The organism is Paenibacillus sp. FW507-14B1B (genome assembly GCF_058781425.1).
Genome location: NZ_JBYSWS010000003.1, coordinates 202,366 through 223,158 on the forward strand (window position 1 = coordinate 202,366; position 20,793 = coordinate 223,158).

Consider the following 20,793-nt stretch of genomic DNA (forward strand, 5'->3'; position numbering starts at 1 on the left):
CTTCTGTGTCGTTGGTTCATAAATCTACATTTTTTTCCGTATCCATGACTTTATGGTAACTCAAACATAACAAAATTGCACTCAAAATTTGGTAAATATATTAATATTTCTGCTTTTTAAACATTTTTTATTCTAATTTCAAAACAAAAAAACTAAAAACGACTCTTGTTAAAACTAATGACATTAGTTATATTTTTAATAATCTTAGTTCTGGGAGTGGGGATTTGAATGAAAATTACGATTGAAGATAAAGTAACACAGTTAGCATTTCTACCGCGGTTATTTCCGATCAATGTCTATCTTGTAGAAGAGAACGACGGGTTTACTTTAATTGATACCGGTATGTCATTTTGTAAAAAAGGGATTTTGGAAGCGGCCGCCTCTGCGGGTAAGCCTATCAAACGGATATTGCTTACACATGCTCACGAAGATCATGTCGGCTCCCTCGACAGCCTAAAACAATCGATTCCCGAAGCTGAAGTGATCATCTCGCGTCGAGACTCCATTTTGCTCACTGGCAATAATACACTTGAAGCTGGTGAACCAAAGACGCCCATCCGTGGTAGCATACCGAAAGGTATTTCAACTCGTCCCGGCCGTTTACTTGAAGATGGAGATATGATTGGTTCCCTTCAGGCTATCTTTACACCGGGCCACACACCAGGCCATATGTCTTACCTCGATACGCGAAGCGGTGTTCTTATCGCTGGGGATGCTTGGCAGACCCGTGCAGGACTCGCTGTATCCGGTGTGATCCGGCTGCTATTCCCCTTCCCTGCTATGGCCACATGGCATAAGGAGAGTGCCCTGCAGAGTGCAAAAAAACTTGCCGCGCTTAAGCCCTCCCTACTTGGGTGTGGACACGGCTCCATGATAAAGAATCCTTCCCAGGCGATGAATAAAGCCATCATGCAAGCGGAAGCTGCATTCAGTGGTTAGATCCAGCTCACCCATATATCAACGTCAAGCCTCCAAAAAAGTCTATGCATTGAAGATAAGCACTCTCCTCTTCCCTTCATGTTATGTGCTATAATCATCTATACATAGGTATGTGACATTTATAATGGAAAGAGGTCTTGAATTGTGGTTGATCTGAATTCCCCAATTCTTCAAATAGGCACCACGATCGGTATGTTGGTCATGGCGCTAGCGGTTATCTTCATTCGTATGAAAGCAAGCAATCGTCCTGTCACTGTTAAGAAAATCATTATCCCACCGCTCGGTATGACCACTGGATTTCTGATGTTTATCGAGCCTGATGTGCGAATTCCTATCTTATGGGGACTCCTTTCATTTCTAGTTGGATGGTTCATCTTCTCGTATCCATTAATTCGTGGTACCAAATTCGAGAAAAGAGATGACCAAGTCTTCATCAAACGCTCTCGTAGCTTTGTGTATATTCTGCTCGGACTGTTGGCTGTGCGTCTACTTCTTCATGGATATATCGAGGAGTTCATCTCCATTCCTCAGACAGCAGCGCTGTTCTTCCTCCTTGCATACGGTATGATCACCCATTGGCGCCTGGCAATGTACCGCCAATACAAGGAGATTACGTATCCTGCACCGGGTAGTGTAACGTAAGATTACTGAGTTTTTTCCTTGTAATTCGCGCGGCAAAAAAAAGCCGTCCACGGTCGTGGGCGGCTTTCTTTTTATATAAACATGCTATTAACGCATTCTATTTCGTTACATCACTCACATGCACAAGTTGTTTCCCCAGATTATCTCCAGCAAACAACCCTAGAAAGGCTTCGATGGTATGCTCAAAGCCCTCTACTATATTCTCGGCATATTGAATCTTGCCTTCAGATACCCACTGCGCCAAATCAGCCATAGCTGTTGGAAATCCCTTTGAATAGTCACCAACAAGGAACCCCTTCATTAAAGCCGTATTCGTAAGCAGTAGACTCTGAATCCGTGGACTTTGATCCGGCTTCTCCAGATTATATAACGCAATCTGACCGCAGATTGGAATTCGGGCATTCTTGTTAATCCGTAATAATACCGCATCGGATACTTCTCCGCCCACATTATCGAAGTACACATCCACCCCATTCGGGCATACCTTCTCAAGTGCTGTCTTCAGATCCCGTTCGGTACGATAATTAACTGTCGCATCAAATCCGAGTTGTTCCTTCAGATACGTGTTCTTCTCATCCGAACCCGCTATCCCTACGACTCTAGCCCCTTTAAGTTTAGCAATCTGCCCCACAACCATTCCGACAGCACCTGCTGCACCAGACACCACAACGGTCTCACCTTCCTTCGGCTGACCAATATCAAGCAGTCCGAAATAGGCAGTTAGTCCAGTCATACCAAGAACGCCAAGTGCTGTTGTTATTGGAGCCATCCCCGGATCAACAGATCGAAGCGTAGATGTATCGACTGCTGCATAACGCTGCCATCCCCAGGTCCCAACCACAATATCTCCGGGTTGATACTTCGGATCTGTCGATTCCATAACCTGTCCTATGGCACCACTCTTGATAACTTCGCCAACTTGGTAAGGCTCAGCATAGCTCTTCGTCTCACTTAGTCTTCCTCTAATATAAGGATCAACGGATAGATACAACGTGCGGACAAGGGCCTCCCCAGCTTGTGGTACAGGTAAAGGCTCCTCCTGCATCGAAAAAGTACTTTGATCTGGCATACCTTGCGGTCGGTTAGCTAATAGAATCTTTTCATTGATGGACATGATGGTTAACCTCCTTCAAGTACTTCTATACTATTAACCATTCTTGCCCCTTACAAAATATCGAGCCATATCTTGATCGCCGTCGCCAAAATCAACACCGCCAATATAATCTGCAGTACCTTGGTATTCATCTTTTTACCCGCGGAAGCGCCAAGCGGCGATGCAATGAGGCTGGCGATAACCATAATCAATGCTGGGAAATAATCGACCTGACCCGTCGTAACCTTCCCAACCGTAGAACCGATTGAAGATATAAATGTGATAGCAAGTGAGGACGCAATGGTCATTCTCGTCGGAATTTTTAGCACGACTAGCATGATTGGCACAAGCAGAAACGCTCCAGCTGCACCTACGATACCTGCACCGATCCCAACGATTAAGGCTAGTGCGGCTGCGAGCCACTTATTAAATTTGACTTGATCCATGGGAATGTCGTCCACACCTTTTTTCGGAATGAACATCATGATGGCAGCAGTCAAAGCCAGAATACCATAGATGATATTAATACCATCCTCACTCATCGACTTGGAGCCGAATCCTCCAATAAAGCTACCGATCAAAATAGCAGCCCCCATATAGATGATAAGCGTCTTATTCAGATATCCACCTTTTCGATATGCCCACACGCCGCCGATCGTTGCAAATAATACCTGAACGGCACTTATACCTGACACCTCATGTGCGGAAAATGCCGCCAGTCCAAATAGCGGTGGGATATAGAGCAGCATCGGATATTTAATGATAGAACCTCCGATACCAACCATCCCAGAAATATAAGAGCCAATAAATCCAATTAAGAAGATGGTAATTATATATGCAAAGCTCATATCCATCTTTTCAACCTCCTTCTACATAAGAATTTCAATTTTTCAGTTTAGAAAAGGGAACCGCTTCGGTTCCCTTAAATATCAGCCTTTTTTAACCCAAAATTTCAGTATGCTGCCCTCTGTATCATGCTTCACAAGATCATGTCCACCGGCTGCGGCCCAAGAAGAAAGATCGTTCTTGAATCCAATATCCGTTGTATGAATCTCAAGCACTTGACCTGACTCAAGCTCCACCATGGCCTTTTTTGTTCTAACAATCGGCATTGGGCATGCTAGACCTGTAGCGTCTAATACTTTTGCAGATTCCATATTCATAAATCCTCCTCTATTTTATGTTTGTCTGTTATCGAACCGCACAGCGGTTCGGTCCAATTTCCATTTCACGTTGTTTCTCATCGTCCGGATTGATTTTTCCCATGTTCGTTTGACGAATTTCCTGATAAGCGTTCGGCTGCGGCGGAAGGTTCTTCGTAACCATGTTACGGAATTCTTCCTCATCGGCAATGTTAAGTCCATGATTGGATGCATACAGCTCACCCAGTTTCTTCGCCACGGTACCATCGTCATTCAGCTCTTCCATGATCATAAAGTGAGCTGGTAGGACAAGCAGTTCATTCGAGAGATCTTTATAACGGGAATAAAGCGTTTCACGCAAATCCCCAACCCAGTCATCAGCCAGTCCAGCCAAATCGGGTCTACCGATCGAATCGATAAACAAAATATCACCTGTCAGTAGATAATGGTCGTCGATAACAAATGAAGTCGAGCCGATCGTGTGCCCCGGAGAGTATAGTGCCTCAATGCTGATCTTAGTGCTTCCAATCATCACTTCGTCTCCATCCTCTAACGGCTGATACTTGAATACCACTTCTCCAGCATCTTTTGGTGGAAGCCAGTAAGTTGCATTTGTCTTCTCTGCAATTGAGCGTCCTCCGGATATATGGTCCGCATGTAGATGTGTATCAAACACATGCTTGATCTCAGCATTTACACTTTTGGCAAAGTCAATATAAGTGTCTGTCATACGTGTTGCATCAAATACCGCCGCTTCTCCATTGGAAACAGCCATGTAGGAAAGGCATCCTTTACCGATCCGTACGAACTGATACAACTCACCGCCATCCTTCAGATCACCGACCTTGACGGGAACAAGGTGCTCACTCCAAGCCTTCATACCGCCCTTCAGATACCCCACGGTACGTCCTTGCTCAGATAGCATCTCAGCCACCATAATAGATGATCCTTCCTTAGCACATACAACCAGTACCTCTTGATTCGCCGGAATCTGATCCAAAATCTCTTCCACGCCATCAATCAGATCAAAATAGGGGATGTTCAAATATTCGAAATTGGTACCTTCGATTTTCCAATCTTCAAAATCCGTTGTATTCCGAACGTCCAGAATGAACATCTTCTCTTTAGAGATTGCCTTCTCCGCAACTTCTTTCGCTTGCATTTCAATGACTGCCATTATATATTCCTCCTTAATGTTTGCTCGATATTATTTCATTTCATGGGTTCACTGCTTAAGGGTCATCGTTCTATCGTTAATTCATATCGACTACGGGGCCGCTCCAACGACTCATGCCGGGCACAACGTTAAAGATGCGGTCAAATCCATTAGATGCCAGCTTCTGAGCAGCCAGATCACTCCGCGTTCCAGTTCGGCATACCACATAAATTTCGTCTTGTTGGTTCAGTTCCCCGAGACGGCTTTCCAGCTCACCTAATGGAATCGAAATCGCAATTGGGATATGCGTAAAGGCGTATTCCGCAGGTTCACGGACGTCTAGCACAACCACGTGCTCTCCCGACTGAAGCTTCTGCTCTAACTGTGCGTTATCTGCCACGTGAGGAAAGGAATGCGTCTCTTTTGCTTCATCAGAGGACTTGCGCAAATAATGTTTCAGCACATCTCCTTCTTCAACCGTACCAAGATATTGATGACCTGCACTTTCTGCCCATGCCTTCATGTCTGCTTTTGAGCCTCTATCCGTTGCTTGTACTTCTAGAACCTGACCTGCATCCATATCCTTCATTGCTTTCTTGGTTCTTACGATGGGCATCGGGCAAGCTAATCCCTTGGCGTCCAACATAACGTTCGATTGAATCGAATTCATATGATAAGTACCTCCTGTTTTTATACCACCGGGGGTATATTATTTTTCGAAAAAAATGGTGCTGAACGCACCGATCAAGCTGTTTTTCTAATTGTTACTACATCTGTTACTACTCAGTCTTACCTTCCCATGCCAACATACCACCGGCCATGTTAATGACATTATAGCCTTGGCTCTCTAAATATTCTGTAGCACGACCACTTCTTCCACCAGAACGACATACCATAATATATTCCTTAGACTTATCCAAATCCTGCTTACGGAATTCTACGAGTCCAAGTGGAATGTTAATCGCACCTGGGATCTTACCTGCTTCTACCTCTTCGGTTTCACGCACATCAATGATATCCAGACTTTTACCTTCATTTAGCCGTTGTTCTACTTCCTTCGGTGTGATCTCTTTCATGATCCTAGTACCTCCATTAATCTATGATTTTGATGACCAGGCGCTCATGCCGCCTCTAACATTCGTCACTCTCTCAAATCCTGCTTTCTTCAGCAGTTTGCTTGCATTGTTGCTGCGCATTCCGCTCTGACAAATGACAACAACCTCGCGGTCTTTAGACAGTTCTCCCGTCTTCTGGGATAGCTGCTGAAGCGGAATGTTTTTGAACCCGCGGATATGGTTGCCGGCATATTCACCCGGTGTACGCACATCAATGAACTGCTTATGATGATCTTGTAATTCATGACGCAGCTCAGACGTACTGATCTGACGGATTCCTTTGGCTGGGAGGATGCGTTTTAGTAAAAATAATACGATAAGCGCGATTAAAATCATATTGAGATAATCCAAGTTCGAATCCCTCTCCTTACACAGGGCTTTGCCCTCTGTTCATTAGATAAACAAGTTTACATTGCCATCTTGGGCATCCGCTAGATAAGCTGCAACACCCGCATACTCAATGCTATCCAGCAATTCCTCTTTTTGAAGTCCAAGCAAATCCATCGTCATCGTACATGCCACCAGCTTTATGTCTTGCTCTTGAGCCATTTCAATTAATTGTGGAAGAGGAACGGCGTTATGCTTCTTCATCACATCTTTAATCATTTTAGGCCCCATACCAGCAAAGTTCATATTCGAAAGACCCATTTTATCAGCGCCTCTTGGCATCATCTTACCGAACATCTTCTCCATGAATCCCTTCTTCACCGGAACCATGACATCTTCATCTTTACGAAGGGCGTTCAGTCCCCAGAATGTATGAAAAATAGTGACCTCATGATCGTATGCCGCTGCACCATTAGCGATAATGTAAGCCGCCATAGCTTTATCGTAGTCACCACTAAACAGCACAATTGTTGTTTTTTTCGTATCAGACACGTATTTATATCCTCCTTATTATATCCCTAATTACCCCGAGGGGTATATTATAGTGTAAAAAAATATATTATCCCTTCTTAATCCAGAACTTCAGCACACCATTGTCTTCCGTATGCTCGACAAGTTCGTTGCCACTTGATTTCGCCCAAGCTGCCAGATCGTTCTTCGCACCTTGATCCGTGCTGTGAATTTCCAATACCTGACCTGCCTCCATATCTTTCATTTCCTTCTTCGTCTTCACGATCGGCATAGGACAAGCTAATCCCTTAGCATCAAGTACTTTATCGGCGTTCATCATCTTATAATTCCTCCTCAAATTAAATATCAATATGGTTAGTCACTTTTATCTATATACCCATACGGGTATATTAAAGGATACAGAAAGGGGTGTCAACCCTTCCAAAGACTAACGGCTCTTCACTAACAGGTTCACCGCTTCAAGCACAAGTTCTTCCGTATTATGGCCGTTCTCTTCTGCAGTACGTACACATTCTACAAGGTTTGAGCTGACAACAACCCCAATCGTCCGATCAATGGCAGTTCGTGCTGCGGATAGCTGGGTGATCACTTCCTTACAATCCTTCTGCTCTTCCATCATCTTCAAAATACCACGAAGCTGTCCTTCAATACGCTTAACACGGTTCTTCATCTGATCATTGTAATCCATCATGTTTGTTCCTCCTATCCTTCCGCTTATATATTGTCATACCCTTTATTGCAATTATATATCACCTGTCCATAATATATACCCCTTAGGGTATTTAGTCAAGTCTATATTATGTCGCTTGTTCAAATCCTTCCTCGATTCGAACGACAGCTATTATAATATGAAGCGTATATATGCAATCAAATATTTGTCACATTTTTTTAGTCGTGCATATGTTATTATACCCCCAAGGGTATTAAATAAAACGTTGGAGGGATACATCATGAGTAAGAAAATTGTTATTGTGGGCGGAGTTGCAGGTGGAGCTTCGGCCGCCGCAAGATTACGTCGATTAGATGAAACCTCAACCATTGTATTGGTTGAGCGTGGTGAATATATTTCGTTTGCCAACTGCGGTCTTCCTTACTATATTGGAGAAACAATTCAAGATCGCAGCAAGCTAATGGTACAGACCGTTGAAGGAATGGGCAAACGATTTAAGCTGGATATCCGTAATCTCAGTGAAGTGATATCTATTCATCGCGAAGACAAAACCGTCTCGATTAAAAACTTATCTACTGGAGAAGTCTATACAGAGAGTTACGATCAACTTATTTTATCTCCTGGAGCTAAGCCCATTGTTCCGAATATTCCAGGTCTGGATGAAGCCAAGGACGTCTTCACTTTACGCAATATTCCAGATACCGATCAGATTAAGCAATATATAGACCAGCGTAAACCTGCCGAAGCGGTTGTGGTCGGTGGTGGATTTATAGGACTCGAAATGGCCGAGAATTTGGCGGATCGTGGAGTTAAGGTCACCCTTATTGAAATGGCCAATCAAGTAATGGCGCCTCTCGATTATGAAATGGCATCTATCGTTCATACTCATCTGAAGGAAAAAGGAGTTACTCTGATTCTTGAAGATGGTGTCAAAGCTCTCTCCAACCAAGGAAAAACAATCGAGCTATCCAGTGGTAAGAAGGTATCTACTGACATGATCATCCTATCCATCGGTGTCCGACCTGAGAATGGACTTGCTGTAGACGCAGGGCTAGATATTGGTGAACGCGGAGGAATTATCGTTAATGAATATATGCAGACCAGTGATGAGAGCATATATGCAATCGGAGATGCCGTTCAGACTATGGATTATATACACCAGAGCCCTGCGATGATTCCACTAGCTGGACCAGCAAACCGCCAGGGCCGCTTGGTAGCTGACCATATTTACGGGAAGAACGTACCTTACAAAGGAACGCTCGGAACTTCGATTGCTAAGGTATTTGATTTAACCGTGGCGGCTACCGGCAGCAACGAGAAGAAGCTCAAGCAGCTCGGTCTGCCTTATCAGGCGATTCATATTCATCCCGCTTCCCACGCCGGATATTACCCTGGGGCGTATCCTATTGCTCTGAAACTATTGTTCAATCCGGACAATGGACAAATTTATGGAGCGCAAGCTGTGGGTAAAGATGGTGTGGACAAGCGAATGGATATTATTGCGACGGCGATAAAGGGAAATCTAGATGTACAGGACTTAACGGAGATTGAACTTTCGTACGCTCCACCTTACTCTTCGGCCAAAGATCCGGTCAATTACGCTGGATATGTAGCGTCCAATATTATGGATGGGCAGGTTGACACGGTCCAATGGCATGAAATCGATGATCTGGTGAAAGCTGGTGCTACACTGATTGATGTTCGTGAACCTGCTGAGAGGAACGCTGGATTCATCCAGGGCTCCATCAATATTCCCCTGAACGATCTACGGGACCGTATGCATGAGCTTCCAAAAGATGAGACCCTCTATGTTAGCTGTCAAGTTGGACTTCGGGGTTATCTCGCTTCCCGAATCCTTGCTGAGAACGGATTCCAAGTGAAGAATCTAGATGGGGGCTGGAAGACATACGCTTTCGTTCAACGCTAACACGAATCACAGGGGATTCATCGCTTGTGTCTTACAATAAGTCATGATATATTTTCATTAAATTTACAATTTAAAGGCAATGTTATCTTTTAAAAGGTACATCCTCGGCTATACTTAGTCCTGGGTGTATCTTTTTTATTTTTCTAAGGAGGACTTCTTTATGTTCCTAGAAGCAATCTATCATCGTCCAGGGAAAAACTGGTCTTATGCTTTTGACAACCAGACGATCCATCTTCGAATTCGTGCGAAAAAAAATGACCTGACCGAGGTATACGCTTTAACAGGTGATAAATATTTATGGGACCAAACCATCGAATATATACCAATGTCAAAGCTGGCCTCTGATGAGCTATTTGATTACTTTACGTGTGAAGTGAAGCCGCCCTACCGCAGACTTAAATATGGATTCCTATTGCAGCAGGGTCAGGAGAAGCGCTGGATGACAGAATATGATTTTCTGAGCAAACCTCCTGCAAACCCCGATCGGCTATTTGAATTTCCATTCATCAATCCAGCAGATGTGTTTACAACACCAGATTGGGTAAAGGACGCAGTCTTTTATCAGATTTTCCCTGAGCGCTTCGCCAATGGTGATCCAAGTAATGACCCAGATGGCGCCCTCCCCTGGGGAAGTGCCGACCCAACACCCACCAACTTCTTCGGCGGAGATCTTCAAGGCGTCATAGATCATCTGGATTATCTGACGGAGCTCGGCATCAATGCCATCTATTTCACCCCTTTATTCACTGCAACGACCAATCATAAGTACGATACCGAGGATTATATGCAGATCGATCCACAATTCGGTGATAAAGATACGCTCAAAAAACTCGTCAAGCTATGCCATGAACGCGGAATACGCGTCCTCATGGATGCGGTATTCAACCACTCAGGAAGAACCTTCGCTCCTTTTGTCGATGTACAAAAAAATGGCGCTCAGTCCCGATTCAAAGATTGGTTCTATATCCGCTCCCTACCTCTGGAAGTTGTGGACGGTATCCCGACTTATGACACCTTCTCATTCGAGCCGCTGATGCCGAAGCTGAACACGCATCATCCTGAAGTGAAAGAATACTTACTAAGATCAGCCGAGTATTGGATCAAAGAAACCGGAATCGACGGCTGGCGTCTCGATGTAGCGAACGAAGTGGGACATGAATTCTGGCGAGAATTCCGTAAGGTCGTGAAGAAAGCCAACCCGGATGCTTATATTCTAGGTGAGGTGTGGCATGAGTCTTCCATCTGGCTAGAAGGCGACCAATTCGATGCCGTTATGAACTATCCATTCACCTATGCCGTCCTTGATTTCTTCGTTAAACGCACGGTTGATGCTGAGAAATTCTCCTTCATGCTAGGCAAGCAACTAGCCGGTTATCCCCATCAAGCCAGTGAAGTTGCCTTTAACCTGCTGGATAGTCATGACACAGCTCGCCTCCTTACACTCGCACATGGCGATAAGCGTCTGATGAAGCTTGCTGCCCTATTTCAGTTCACATACTTCGGTACACCATGTATCTATTACGGAGACGAGATCGGTATGGATGGTGGACCAGACCCAGGGTGCCGCAAATGTATGCAATGGGATGAGAACAAGCAGGATAAGGACCTATTCTCTTTCTACCAGAAGCTGATCAAACTGCGGAAAGATCATACCGTTCTGCGCACAGGTACGTTCCAATTCCTTATAGCTGAGAACCAGGGAGGAAAGCTCGCTTATCTGCGTGAGGATAATCATGAATCCATCTTGGTGATTATCAACAACGATAAATTCACCCAGTCTGTCATCATTCCTGTCCATGACCAGAAGTGGATGAATCTCTGGAACGATGGTGAATCCATTCAATCTCATAAAGGCCAGCTGACCGTGAAGCTACCGGCTTACGGATTCACCGTGCTCAAGGCTTCTCTATCGTAAGTAGCGTAAGCCTGATGGAACTAATGAGTACATCTATTACGGTATGAATAATCAGACCCTATGAATAATTTAGAGCATTACATATTCAATATATAAAGCATTTTAATTTACTCCGTTAAACAAGGGCCATTCGACGCGTGCAGCGTGGAATAGCCCTTGTTTAATGAGATCATGTAGCATGATTCAAGTTAATTCTCGGTACACCAATCTTGCAGTCGTACAATCTTTTGGGTGATGATATCATTGAAAGGTAGATGATGAACCCATTACAGAAAAGAATAGGATGAGTAGACATGAGTATCACCACGATGACATTCAACTTGCGCGTAAATGTATCGAGCGACGGAAGCAATGCCTGGCCTCATCGTAAACATCTTGCAGCAGCTGTCATTGCAGAGGCCACACCTGATATAGTTGGTACACAGGAAGGAACAATTGAGATGCTGACAAATCTGGATGAGGCCTTGCCTGCCTACCGAAGATTTGGTGCTGGTCGTACAGGTGTTGAAAGCGATTACGATGAGTTCTGTGCAATCTTTTACAGACATGACACAGTAACTCTAATAGAACAGGGACAATTCTGGCTATCTGAATCACCTGAAGTACCTGGAAGCATAAGCTGGGACAGCTCACTTCCTCGTATATGCACATGGGGGCTCTTTCAGAGTAAAGAGAATGCAGGTCAGCGCTTCTATGTCATGAACACACATTTTGATCACATGGGAGTTGTTGCAAGACAACAAAGTGCGAAGCTGATCCTGGATCACATGAGACAACTACGCGATAAAGAACAAATTCCGGTCATTCTAATGGGTGACTTAAATGCTTCTCCAGATCAACCGGAAATTGAGCTCCTCGAACAGCATTTGAACAGTGCATACTCCCTTCTCCATGAGCCGGTGGGCTGTACCTTCCATGATTTCAAAGGAGATACCGAGGGTGAGCCAATTGACTATATCTTCACAACATCCGATATTCAAATGATCGAAACTCAGGTTTACCGTGATCAACTTGAAGGGGCCTATCCTTCAGATCACTATGCCGTCTCGGTCAATTTGAAACTTACAACCTCCTCATAACACACTCCTTGCAACCTTCATCTAAAATAAATAGAGCGTACCAGGATAATCCTTGGTACGCTCTACTATTTGATGCTCAACCATTCGCCATTTCTAAATCGTTATACAGCCCTCATTCTCATGGTCCACTGGTGGCCTTTCTGCAGGCTTTCCGAATAAATATCCTTGAGCCAGCTCCATACCAATCCCTCGGCAGAATTCGTATTCTTCCCACCGCTCTATACCCTCAGCCAACACTTTGGCGCCAAAGCTATGAGCGATATCTGTTATTTTCGTCAACTTTTGCTGCATTTCTAAACTCTCATCACAATGATCAATGAGGCCTCGGTCAATCTTAACGTAATCAGGCTTCAATCGAATCATCTGTTCAAGTGTCGAATACCCTGCTCCTACATCATCCAAGGCTACGGATATTCCGTTACGCCGGTATACATCGAAGATCGACTGCAGATGCCTGACATCATCAACCCGTTCTGTTTCAACAACCTCGAACACAAAGTCCTTAGGTTCGAGTGATAACCGTTCAATCGTCTCGAAGGTATGACTGAGGCAGAACTCTGGTTTATATATCGAGGAGGGAAGAAAATTCACGAATCGCTTCACACCCTTGGGTAACCATACCGCACTTGTCTCAATCGCAGATATTCTTGCTGCACGGTCTAGAAAAGAGTGTAGACCGGTTGAACGTGCTGTTTCAAACAGTATATTAGGCTGAAATGGAACGCCCGACTCCCTTGACCTCAGCAAGAACTCATAAGCTACAATCGTTTCTGTGTGGTCCACAATCGGCTGCATATAACTTGTGAATTGTTTCTCCAGAATAATGTTGACCACATCATAGCGCTTCATACGTTCTTCAAATTGGTCAAGAGGAGTCCAGTGTTGCTGATAACCGGATTCATTTTCTCCCTTTACACAAAACTTCAACTTCTCTCGAATGAATAAGGGAAGTCCTTGTAACAGCTTCAGCAAGGAGAGCATAGCCTCACGATCTCTGTATTGAATAGCGCAACTATTTTCCATCTTCTCTACAGCGTATCCGTTTTCAATAAATATCAAGTTTAATTCAGGACTTGTCGGTCGGATAAATATCTTTCCGTTGTCCTCAATTGGTTCTATAGCGATGCAGTTATAGCACGACATATTTGTCCTCCTCAGCAAGCTCACTCCCTATACTACTTATCGGCATTTGAACCACAAACCTTTGTAGTTTTTTAACAATTTTATGAGTGAGGTGACTGTAGAGATTCCGTATAAAACTGCCATCCTAATCCATTTTCTTTTGCAGTATACATCGCAGCATCCGCTCGTCCAATAAGTTCTTGATCATTTGCAGCATGATCGGGATAAATGGCAAGCCCAATGCTTGATCCCGTATGTATTTCATACTCATCCAGCTTGTATGGTCTACTAAGCAAGTCACTTATACGATCGGCCAACTCCATCAGTTCTTTATCATCCACCGGAGGATAAACAATAACAGTGAATTCATCCCCACCCAGACGAGAGGAAACTAGCCGCTCACTGTTCAGTGAGCCTAGTCTCTCGGCCACCATCTGAATAAGCATGTCACCAGCACGATGTCCGTAACTGTCGTTAATCAATTTGAATTGATTCAGATCCATATAGAGCAGCCCTAGCTTATTCCCATGACGATCCGCATCCGCGATTCCCTCAATTAGTCGAGCATTGAAATAACGGCGATTATACAAGCCGGTAAGGTCATCATGATGCGCCAAATACTCACTGTGTCTTAGACTGTCGTGCAGGCGCTCCAGCAGACGATCATTCTCCAGTTGAATAAGGACTTGTCGCACGATGATAAGCAGGATACTAAGCGACAGACCTGTAAACAATCCACCCCATCCACCGAATCGGTCAAAGGTTAAGATAAGCAAGCTTACAAGCACCACGTAAGGAAGCAGGTATTTCACAAAAAAAGCCCTCGTTGCCGATATTCTCTCCTTAAATGGCCTGGCAGTCCATAGTCTTGGTATGGAATGAGAACCTGCGAAGCTGATAAGGAACACGGCTGAAGTCCAGAACAGATTCAGATAAGTGCTCGAAGCTTGTCCCATTAAATCAACGTTCACTAGATAAATCAGGTTCCCCAGCACAAAAGCTCCTCCTCCTAGACAGAGGAACGCCGCAACCTCACGCCGAACTTGCTTGGCATTAGAATAGAGAACTATCGTAAAAAATATCAGGATCATACCAAACACGGGATAGGCTAGATCCATCCATAGCATCGAGCCATCACCTGTATAGCGGTCATCCAAAAGCCATGGCTTCAATATGTATTCCCAACTTATTGACATCAATACGATGAATATAATCATAATATCGAACAAGAATCGTAGACCTCTAAGCACCCCTTGTTCATGTCGAAATAAATACACGAGTCCAGCGGTATAGAGTACTGCTTCTGAAATCCACAACAACTCAGCAACATTAAATCCATATCCTTCACCACGGATCCATAACGGTAGCGCCCATGTGAACTGAGCAAAACCTTCACAGATTAAAGCTAGCATAATTAGCAACCAAAACACCCTTAGCGGACCTTGGTGCCTCGAGGCAACTCGTGCTAGATAGCAAGAAGCGATTAATGGAGCAATAATCACAAATAGAGTGTGAATCGTGACAGCAGATGGTAAACAAATGATAAATATCCATTGAATAAATAGATATAACACAGCCAGTTGAAGCGGTGTTCTAATCTCTTGAATCCATTTCATAAGCGTTCCCCCTGAAAAGGTTGGCTTGTCATAACATGATGTAAATTTTAGGTCTATTGGATTATAATCCCTATCAAATCCAATGATACTTTCTACCCATCATGAAGTAAAGATGAGAACGGGAAAGTGGAAGAAATGAGCCTATCCATGGAAGAACTTACCCCTTATTTGACTATAATATACAAAAAAAAGATCCGGATACGTTAGATTCCGGATCTTCGTAAGTTTACTCCAATTCTATTTCTCCCATACTTCTCGTTGCTGACCTGGCGCAGTATATTCAATTCGATATGGTTCGATATCGAGCACCACATAATCCGGATCGTCCGGACCTTCAAGCCATTCCTTAAAGTCATCGTTCCATACTTTTTGACGAAGTTCGTCATTCTTGGTGATGGATGCCATTCCTTGAATTTCGAGAACCTCTTTCGTTCCGCCAGCCTCAAATCCAGCAAGCAGGAATACATGGGGATTATTCTCAAGTTCCTCAACTTTATGCGTCTTGCGGTCTGTAGCCAAGTGAAGACTTAGACCCTCATGAAACAAAGCCATATATCTTGCTTTTGGCTTGTCTCCTTCAATTGTAGCAAACGTGCAGAATTTGTTCGCATCCAGTGCTTTTGTGATTTTTTGCTCCAGTTGTGATTTATCCATTTCTCCTGCTCCTCTCTAGTTCTATAGGTTGTATTCATAGTGTACCCGCCTCACCAAATCTGAACCTTTTTCAGAGCAAAAAAGAAATGGCTCATCGTGTATCCCTCAGGAGAGGTACTTCAGAATAACCCTATGCCAACCCTACTTGACAGCTAAGTAATACATGCTATGATGCTGTTAATTTTGTTAACTTTCATATATAAGGGGTGCTTGGTAAATGACACGTAGAAGACTGGATCATGTAGGGATTGTAGTGCGGGATATGGAGAAGACACTTGCCTTTTATACGGAAGTTGTCGGTCTGGAACTCAAAGGACGATTGACACATACGAATGGTGTCATTGAGCTAGCCTTTCTAGGTTTCCACGGCCAAGATGAAACGGAGGTTGAGCTTGTACAAGGATACAGCAACTCCCTTCCTGCCGAAGGGACAGTGCATCATTTTGCCATAAGCACTGACAATATTGAGGAAGAATATGAAAGGGTTAAAGCGTTAGATCTTCCATATCTAGATGAAGAAATTGTTACGCTGCCAAATGGACACCGTTACTTTTTTATCCATGGCCCTGAAGGGGAAAATATTGAGTTCTTCCAGCGCTAATCGCTACGCTTACTTCTCTGGACATATTTTCAAACCAAGACTATAATACACGTAGTTGAGCATGTTGCATGATGTAAAATGCTCGGTTAAATTATATCGAACAACTTCATAGAACCGGGGTGCTGGAATTGGCCGGCTGAGATTGTATCCCTTAAAGATACTGACCGTTATACCTGATCTGGGTAATGCCAGCGTAGGAATGTGGATGAAGCGTATTATATACGCTAACAACTTTTTGCGCTCGTCATACGTCCCGAAGATTCGGGACGTTTTTTTTATACGATTAGGGTGAATGAGGTATTGCTGTCACGTAAGGATGGCCGCTGCCTTTATACTTCATGAAGCTACTGTTCAGAAGGAGAGAGAAATGGTGAGAAATAGGAAATGGATGGCCTTGATCATGATCTGTGCTGTACTACTTATGACCGCCGGATGCGGAAGTCAGGAGAAACCGAACAACGAGGAATCTAAAGGAACGGATAAGCCCAAAGAACTTCGTGAGGTTCAGCTGATGCTCGATTGGTCAGCTAATACGAACCATACTGGGTTGTTCGCAGCCAGAGACCTTGGATATTATGAAGAGGAAGGCCTGGATGTCAAGATTGTACAGCCTGGCGCTGGGGGCAGCGATGCCCTGGTTGCTTCAGGTAAAGCCGATTTTGGTGTCAGCTATCAGGAAGGTGTTACTCTTGCTCGGACGCAAGGTGTGCCACTCGTATCCATCGCTGCTGTGATTCAGCACAATACATCCGGATTTGCAGCTCCAGTGGACCGCAATATTAAGAAAGCAGCTGACTTTGAAGGTAAAGCTTACGGAGGATGGGGTTCTCCTGTTGAAGAAGCCGTGATGAAGTCCATTATGGAGCAGGATAACGCAGACGTTAGTAAGGTAAAAATAATCAATATGGGCGATGCCGATTATTTCACAGCCGTGAAACGAGACATCGATTTTGCATGGATCTTCTACGCATGGACTGGGATTGAAGCTAAGCTTCGTGGCGACGACCTTGATATGATCTATGTTAAGGATTACTCGGAAGCACTGGATTACTATACACCTGTACTCGTCACGAATGAGAAGATGATCAAAGAGGACCCTGAACTCGTTAAAGCATTCATGCGGGCCACAGCCAAAGGTTATGACTACGCTATTAAGCAACCTGAGGAAGCTGCGGCCCTTCTCTCCAAGGCTGTGCCAGAACTGGATAAAGAGCTGGTGCTAGAAAGCCAGAAATGGCTGAGCCCACGTTATCAGGATGATGCTGCACGCTGGGGAGAACAGAAAGAAAGCGTCTGGAAAGGCTATGCTGATTGGATGTTTGAACGTAAACTGCTAGATAAAGAACTCGAGGTGAACAGTGCGTTTACGAATGAGTTTTTGCCAGAGCGTCCGTAAGCGAAGCGATATCTATGAAATCTGAAGTCATTTGACTTGAAATATGAAAGGATGAAACCAATCATGGCAAGCACACTACTCAGTATTCAAGTTATTCCGAAGACACCTGATGGCCGGGACACCATTCCTTATGTCGATGAAGCCATCCGGGTCATTCAGGAGTCGGGCGTCAAATATCAGGTAAATGCACTGGAGACCACACTAGAAGGAGAATTGCCCGATCTGCTCAAGATAGTGAATGACATGCATGAGGCGCTCTTTAAAGCTGGCTGCCCAGGTGTGATATCCCAAGTGAAAATAGCGCAATACCCCACTGGAATCAGCATGGACAAGCTGACTGAGAAATACCGTCCATGACAAGCTGGTGGAGTCGTCTATGGCCGCCCATTGTGGCGGTTCTTCTCTTTTTGATAGGCTGGCAGCTGGCTGTATCCTGGTTTCATATCGAAGAATGGATTCTGCCACCACCTTCGAACATTGCGAAAGAAGCGGTCGCCAGTGCCGAAGGATTACTTGGACATACGGTCGCCACACTTCAGCTGACGATGATCGGATTCGTAATTGGAACAACGGTAGGACTTGTCATTGCGCTGACACTACATTTAATCCCATGGCTAAAAACCGCTCTCTACCCGCTTCTGGTCATCAGTCAAAATGTGCCCACCATTGCGCTGGCCCCTCTTCTAATGATCTGGTTCGGATTTGGAATTCTGCCCAAAGTCATTGTCATTACACTTGTCTGCTTCTTTCCCGTCGCCGTCGCTGCCATGGATGGTCTAGCAAGGACTGATCGGACCATGCTCAACTATATGCAGATGGCAGGAGCTAGCAAGTGGCAAACCTTCAGTAAACTGGAGCTTCCTCACGCCCTCCCTTCCATCTTCTCCGGTGTAAGGATTGCAGCAACGTATTCTGTCATGGGTGCCGTGATTGGAGAATGGATCGGCTCTGAAAAGGGCATCGGCTATTTCATGCTCCTGCAAAAATCCGCTTATCGTACAGACCGAGTATTTGTCGCTATTTTTATTATTGTCCTATTAAGTTTACTTATGGTTGCACTCATTACTTTGCTGGAGAGACGACTGATTCGCTGGAGTCCACAGCAGGATAAATAACAGTCTATTTACAACAAGGGAGGTGTTCTGGATGACAACCGTACAGAACCCTGAACATCCTATAAATCATCAAGGCCAATTGAATTCATCGTCCGCTCCTCCAGCTCTGGAAGCGCGTAGTATCTATAAAACTTTCCGTGAACGCAAGCAGGAGATTCAGGTGCTGGACGGTCTTTCACTCGCTGTTCAGCCTGGACAATTCGTCTCCATCATCGGACCGTCAGGCAGCGGAAAGAGTACGTTATTTCATATTATTGGCGGACTAACTGCCCCTGAAGCCGGCACCATCTGGATGAATGGCGCAGATGTAACGGGGCAAAAAGGTCGCATTGCCTATATGCCTCAGCAGCCTGCCCTCTTCCCATGGCGAACTGTCCTAGACAATGTTCTTCTCCCTAGGGAGCTGGCGGGTATGGATAAGGAGAACGCGATCCAAGAGGCTCGGCGCTGGATTGAGCGGGCCGGTCTTTCCGAGTTCGAGCAAGCTTATCCCCATACGCTATCTGGGGGGATGCAGCAACGAACTGCATTCCTTCGAGCGATGATGAGCCCGCATGAAGTCATGTGTCTGGATGAGCCGTTCAGTGCGCTAGATGCACTGACACGCAGCGATATGCAGCACTGGCTTCTTGATATATGGGAAGAAAACCGCCGCTCTGTCCTGATGATTACGCATCATATTGAGGAAGCACTGCTTCTATCCGATACGGTGTATGTATTGTCGAGCCGTCCTGCACAGGTATTGCAAAAAATCGACATTCCTTTTCCTAGGCCAAGGCGTGAAGAAATTCTATCTGATCCAGCCTTTCTTGAGATGAAAGGTGCGATTTCGGTGATGATGCGGGAGGAACTAAAGAAATGACATACGATGACCTTTCTTCCTTAATCGATACCCATGTCCATCTGGATACGTATCCTGAAGATCAGCAGCTTACTATACTCAAGGATTTGCAAAAAAGCGGTTTAGAGACGGTCATATCTGTATCCATGAATTTGGAGTCTTCCCATCGAAACCTAGAGCTAGCTCGCCGATATCATGAACTTGTACAGCCTGCGTTCGGCTTCCATCCCGAACAGCCTGCTCCATCTATAGATGAAATTCAGACTCTGTTCTCTTTCATGGAGGACCATCTGAATGACATGATTGCCGTGGGTGAGGTCGGACTCCCCTACTACTCTAGACTTGAGGCGTTAGGTGCCGGTGAAGTGTGGAACAATCGTCCTTACGAGGATTTGCTAGAGCAGTTTATTATGTTCGCCAAAAAACATCACAAGCCAATCATATTACATGCTGTTTACGAAGACGCCGATATCGCCTGTGACTTATTGGAGAAGCACGGTGTAACGTCCGCACACTTCCATTGGTTCAAGGGTTCACCTGAAACGACCAGCCGAATGGCGAATGCAGGATACTTCATCTCCTTTACCCCGGATATTCTATATGAACCCGAGATTCGTGCTCTTGCACAAAAGTATCCGATAACTCAGGTCATGACAGAAACCGATGGGCCCTGGCCATTCGAAGGTCCTTTTGAAGGTCGAGTCACACATCCCCGCATGACAGCAGATGTTGCGGCAGCTTGGGCTGATATTCAGGGGATAGAACTGAGAAAGGCTCGGCAGATGTTGTACGATAATGCTCGGAGATTTTATGGTTTGAGTACGCATTAATTATAGTGAAATGCAATCATTATACAGAAAAAAAGCGTCCCTCCTACAGATTATAGAGGGGCGCTTTTGAACGTCTATTTTT

The 20,793-nt window shown here is 44.8% G+C and carries 24 protein-coding genes; 11 read left to right on the plus strand and 13 right to left on the minus strand.

The annotated features are described in order from the left end of the window. Positions 1–228: 228 nt before the first annotated feature. Together AC3WJJ_RS16645 and AC3WJJ_RS16650 are read left to right on the plus strand one after the other, a co-directional pair. On the plus strand, positions 229–939 hold the full coding sequence (locus AC3WJJ_RS16645) for an MBL fold metallo-hydrolase (protein ID WP_492542406.1): 711 nt from the start codon (positions 229–231) through the stop codon (positions 937–939). Between the two features lie 144 nt (positions 940–1,083). Next, entirely contained in the window at positions 1,084–1,581 is a 498-nt protein-coding gene (locus tag AC3WJJ_RS16650; protein ID WP_422659565.1) for a CcdC family protein, read from the plus strand. A 97-nt stretch (positions 1,582–1,678) separates the two neighbouring features. Here AC3WJJ_RS16650 and AC3WJJ_RS16655 read toward each other — a convergent pair whose 3' ends face one another. From AC3WJJ_RS16655 to AC3WJJ_RS16700, 10 genes are all read right to left on the minus strand, one after another. Next, entirely contained in the window at positions 1,679–2,695 is a 1,017-nt protein-coding gene (locus AC3WJJ_RS16655) for an NADP-dependent oxidoreductase (protein WP_492542409.1), read from the minus strand. Positions 2,696–2,745: 50 nt separating this feature from the next. Further along, positions 2,746–3,522 (minus strand): sulfite exporter TauE/SafE family protein, encoded by a 777-nt coding sequence (locus AC3WJJ_RS16660; RefSeq protein WP_492543062.1) that lies wholly within the window; start codon positions 3,520–3,522, stop codon positions 2,746–2,748. An 81-nt stretch (positions 3,523–3,603) separates the two neighbouring features. Then, positions 3,604–3,831 (minus strand): sulfurtransferase TusA family protein, encoded by a 228-nt coding sequence (locus tag AC3WJJ_RS16665; protein WP_492542410.1) that lies wholly within the window; start codon positions 3,829–3,831, stop codon positions 3,604–3,606. Positions 3,832–3,865: 34 nt separating this feature from the next. Further along, complete coding sequence (locus tag AC3WJJ_RS16670; RefSeq protein WP_492542412.1) at positions 3,866–4,993, minus strand: MBL fold metallo-hydrolase; 1,128 nt, start codon at positions 4,991–4,993, stop codon at positions 3,866–3,868. 76 nt (positions 4,994–5,069) lie between these two features. Further along, entirely contained in the window at positions 5,070–5,642 is a 573-nt protein-coding gene (locus tag AC3WJJ_RS16675; protein WP_492542414.1) for a sulfurtransferase TusA family protein, read from the minus strand. Positions 5,643–5,751: 109 nt separating this feature from the next. Continuing rightward, entirely contained in the window at positions 5,752–6,048 is a 297-nt protein-coding gene (locus AC3WJJ_RS16680; protein WP_492542416.1) for a rhodanese-like domain-containing protein, read from the minus strand. 21 nt (positions 6,049–6,069) lie between these two features. Beyond that, positions 6,070–6,438 carry a rhodanese-like domain-containing protein gene (locus AC3WJJ_RS16685; protein ID WP_492542418.1) on the minus strand — a complete coding sequence of 123 codons (369 nt, stop codon included), beginning with the start codon at positions 6,436–6,438 and terminating at the stop codon, positions 6,070–6,072. A 42-nt stretch (positions 6,439–6,480) separates the two neighbouring features. Then, positions 6,481–6,966, minus strand: coding sequence for a DsrE/DsrF/DrsH-like family protein (locus AC3WJJ_RS16690; protein ID WP_422659558.1), 486 nt, complete (start codon positions 6,964–6,966; stop codon positions 6,481–6,483). A 67-nt stretch (positions 6,967–7,033) separates the two neighbouring features. Continuing rightward, positions 7,034–7,261 (minus strand): sulfurtransferase TusA family protein, encoded by a 228-nt coding sequence (locus tag AC3WJJ_RS16695; RefSeq protein WP_492543064.1) that lies wholly within the window; start codon positions 7,259–7,261, stop codon positions 7,034–7,036. A 111-nt stretch (positions 7,262–7,372) separates the two neighbouring features. Beyond that, positions 7,373–7,633, minus strand: coding sequence for a metal-sensitive transcriptional regulator (locus AC3WJJ_RS16700; protein ID WP_422661354.1), 261 nt, complete (start codon positions 7,631–7,633; stop codon positions 7,373–7,375). 262 nt (positions 7,634–7,895) lie between these two features. Here AC3WJJ_RS16700 and AC3WJJ_RS16705 point away from each other — a divergent pair, with 262 nt between their 5' ends. The 3 genes from AC3WJJ_RS16705 to AC3WJJ_RS16715 all read left to right on the plus strand — a co-directional run bounded on the left by AC3WJJ_RS16705 (position 7,896) and on the right by AC3WJJ_RS16715 (position 12,536). After that, positions 7,896–9,542: a CoA-disulfide reductase gene (locus AC3WJJ_RS16705; RefSeq protein ID WP_492542420.1), complete on the plus strand. Its 1,647-nt coding sequence runs from the start codon at positions 7,896–7,898 to the stop codon at positions 9,540–9,542. 160 nt (positions 9,543–9,702) lie between these two features. Then, positions 9,703–11,457, plus strand: a complete 1,755-nt coding sequence (locus AC3WJJ_RS16710; RefSeq protein ID WP_492542422.1) for an alpha-glycosidase — start codon at positions 9,703–9,705, stop codon at positions 11,455–11,457. Between the two features lie 293 nt (positions 11,458–11,750). After that, entirely contained in the window at positions 11,751–12,536 is a 786-nt protein-coding gene (locus AC3WJJ_RS16715; RefSeq protein WP_492542423.1) for an endonuclease/exonuclease/phosphatase family protein, read from the plus strand. 93 nt (positions 12,537–12,629) lie between these two features. Here the strand turns inward: AC3WJJ_RS16715 and AC3WJJ_RS16720 are convergent, their stop codons facing one another. The 3 genes from AC3WJJ_RS16720 to AC3WJJ_RS16730 all read right to left on the minus strand — a co-directional run bounded on the left by AC3WJJ_RS16720 (position 12,630) and on the right by AC3WJJ_RS16730 (position 15,928). Continuing rightward, a complete protein-coding gene (locus AC3WJJ_RS16720) occupies positions 12,630–13,679 on the minus strand; it encodes an EAL domain-containing protein (RefSeq protein ID WP_492542425.1) in 1,050 nt (349 codons plus the stop codon). Positions 13,680–13,759: 80 nt separating this feature from the next. Further along, positions 13,760–15,274, minus strand: a complete 1,515-nt coding sequence (locus AC3WJJ_RS16725) for a diguanylate cyclase domain-containing protein (RefSeq protein ID WP_492542427.1) — start codon at positions 15,272–15,274, stop codon at positions 13,760–13,762. 237 nt (positions 15,275–15,511) lie between these two features. Then, positions 15,512–15,928, minus strand: coding sequence for a pyridoxamine 5'-phosphate oxidase family protein (locus tag AC3WJJ_RS16730; RefSeq protein WP_492542429.1), 417 nt, complete (start codon positions 15,926–15,928; stop codon positions 15,512–15,514). Between the two features lie 217 nt (positions 15,929–16,145). Between AC3WJJ_RS16730 and AC3WJJ_RS16735 the strand changes: the two genes are divergently transcribed. From AC3WJJ_RS16735 to AC3WJJ_RS16760, 6 genes are all read left to right on the plus strand, one after another. After that, on the plus strand, positions 16,146–16,529 hold the full coding sequence (locus tag AC3WJJ_RS16735; protein ID WP_492542431.1) for a VOC family protein: 384 nt from the start codon (positions 16,146–16,148) through the stop codon (positions 16,527–16,529). Between the two features lie 367 nt (positions 16,530–16,896). After that, on the plus strand, positions 16,897–17,925 hold the full coding sequence (locus AC3WJJ_RS16740; protein ID WP_492542433.1) for an ABC transporter substrate-binding protein: 1,029 nt from the start codon (positions 16,897–16,899) through the stop codon (positions 17,923–17,925). Positions 17,926–17,988: 63 nt separating this feature from the next. Continuing rightward, positions 17,989–18,282 carry an MTH1187 family thiamine-binding protein gene (locus tag AC3WJJ_RS16745; protein WP_422659549.1) on the plus strand — a complete coding sequence of 98 codons (294 nt, stop codon included), beginning with the start codon at positions 17,989–17,991 and terminating at the stop codon, positions 18,280–18,282. Further along, positions 18,279–19,040, plus strand: coding sequence for an ABC transporter permease (locus AC3WJJ_RS16750; RefSeq protein ID WP_492542435.1), 762 nt, complete (start codon positions 18,279–18,281; stop codon positions 19,038–19,040). Before AC3WJJ_RS16745 ends, AC3WJJ_RS16750 begins: the two co-directional genes overlap by 4 nt. A 31-nt stretch (positions 19,041–19,071) precedes the next feature. Further along, entirely contained in the window at positions 19,072–19,902 is an 831-nt protein-coding gene (locus tag AC3WJJ_RS16755) for an ABC transporter ATP-binding protein (protein ID WP_492542437.1), read from the plus strand. Then, entirely contained in the window at positions 19,899–20,711 is an 813-nt protein-coding gene (locus AC3WJJ_RS16760) for a TatD family hydrolase (protein WP_492542438.1), read from the plus strand. The genes AC3WJJ_RS16755 and AC3WJJ_RS16760 overlap by 4 nt, the downstream gene beginning before the upstream one ends. The last annotated feature ends 82 nt before the right edge of the window (positions 20,712–20,793 follow it).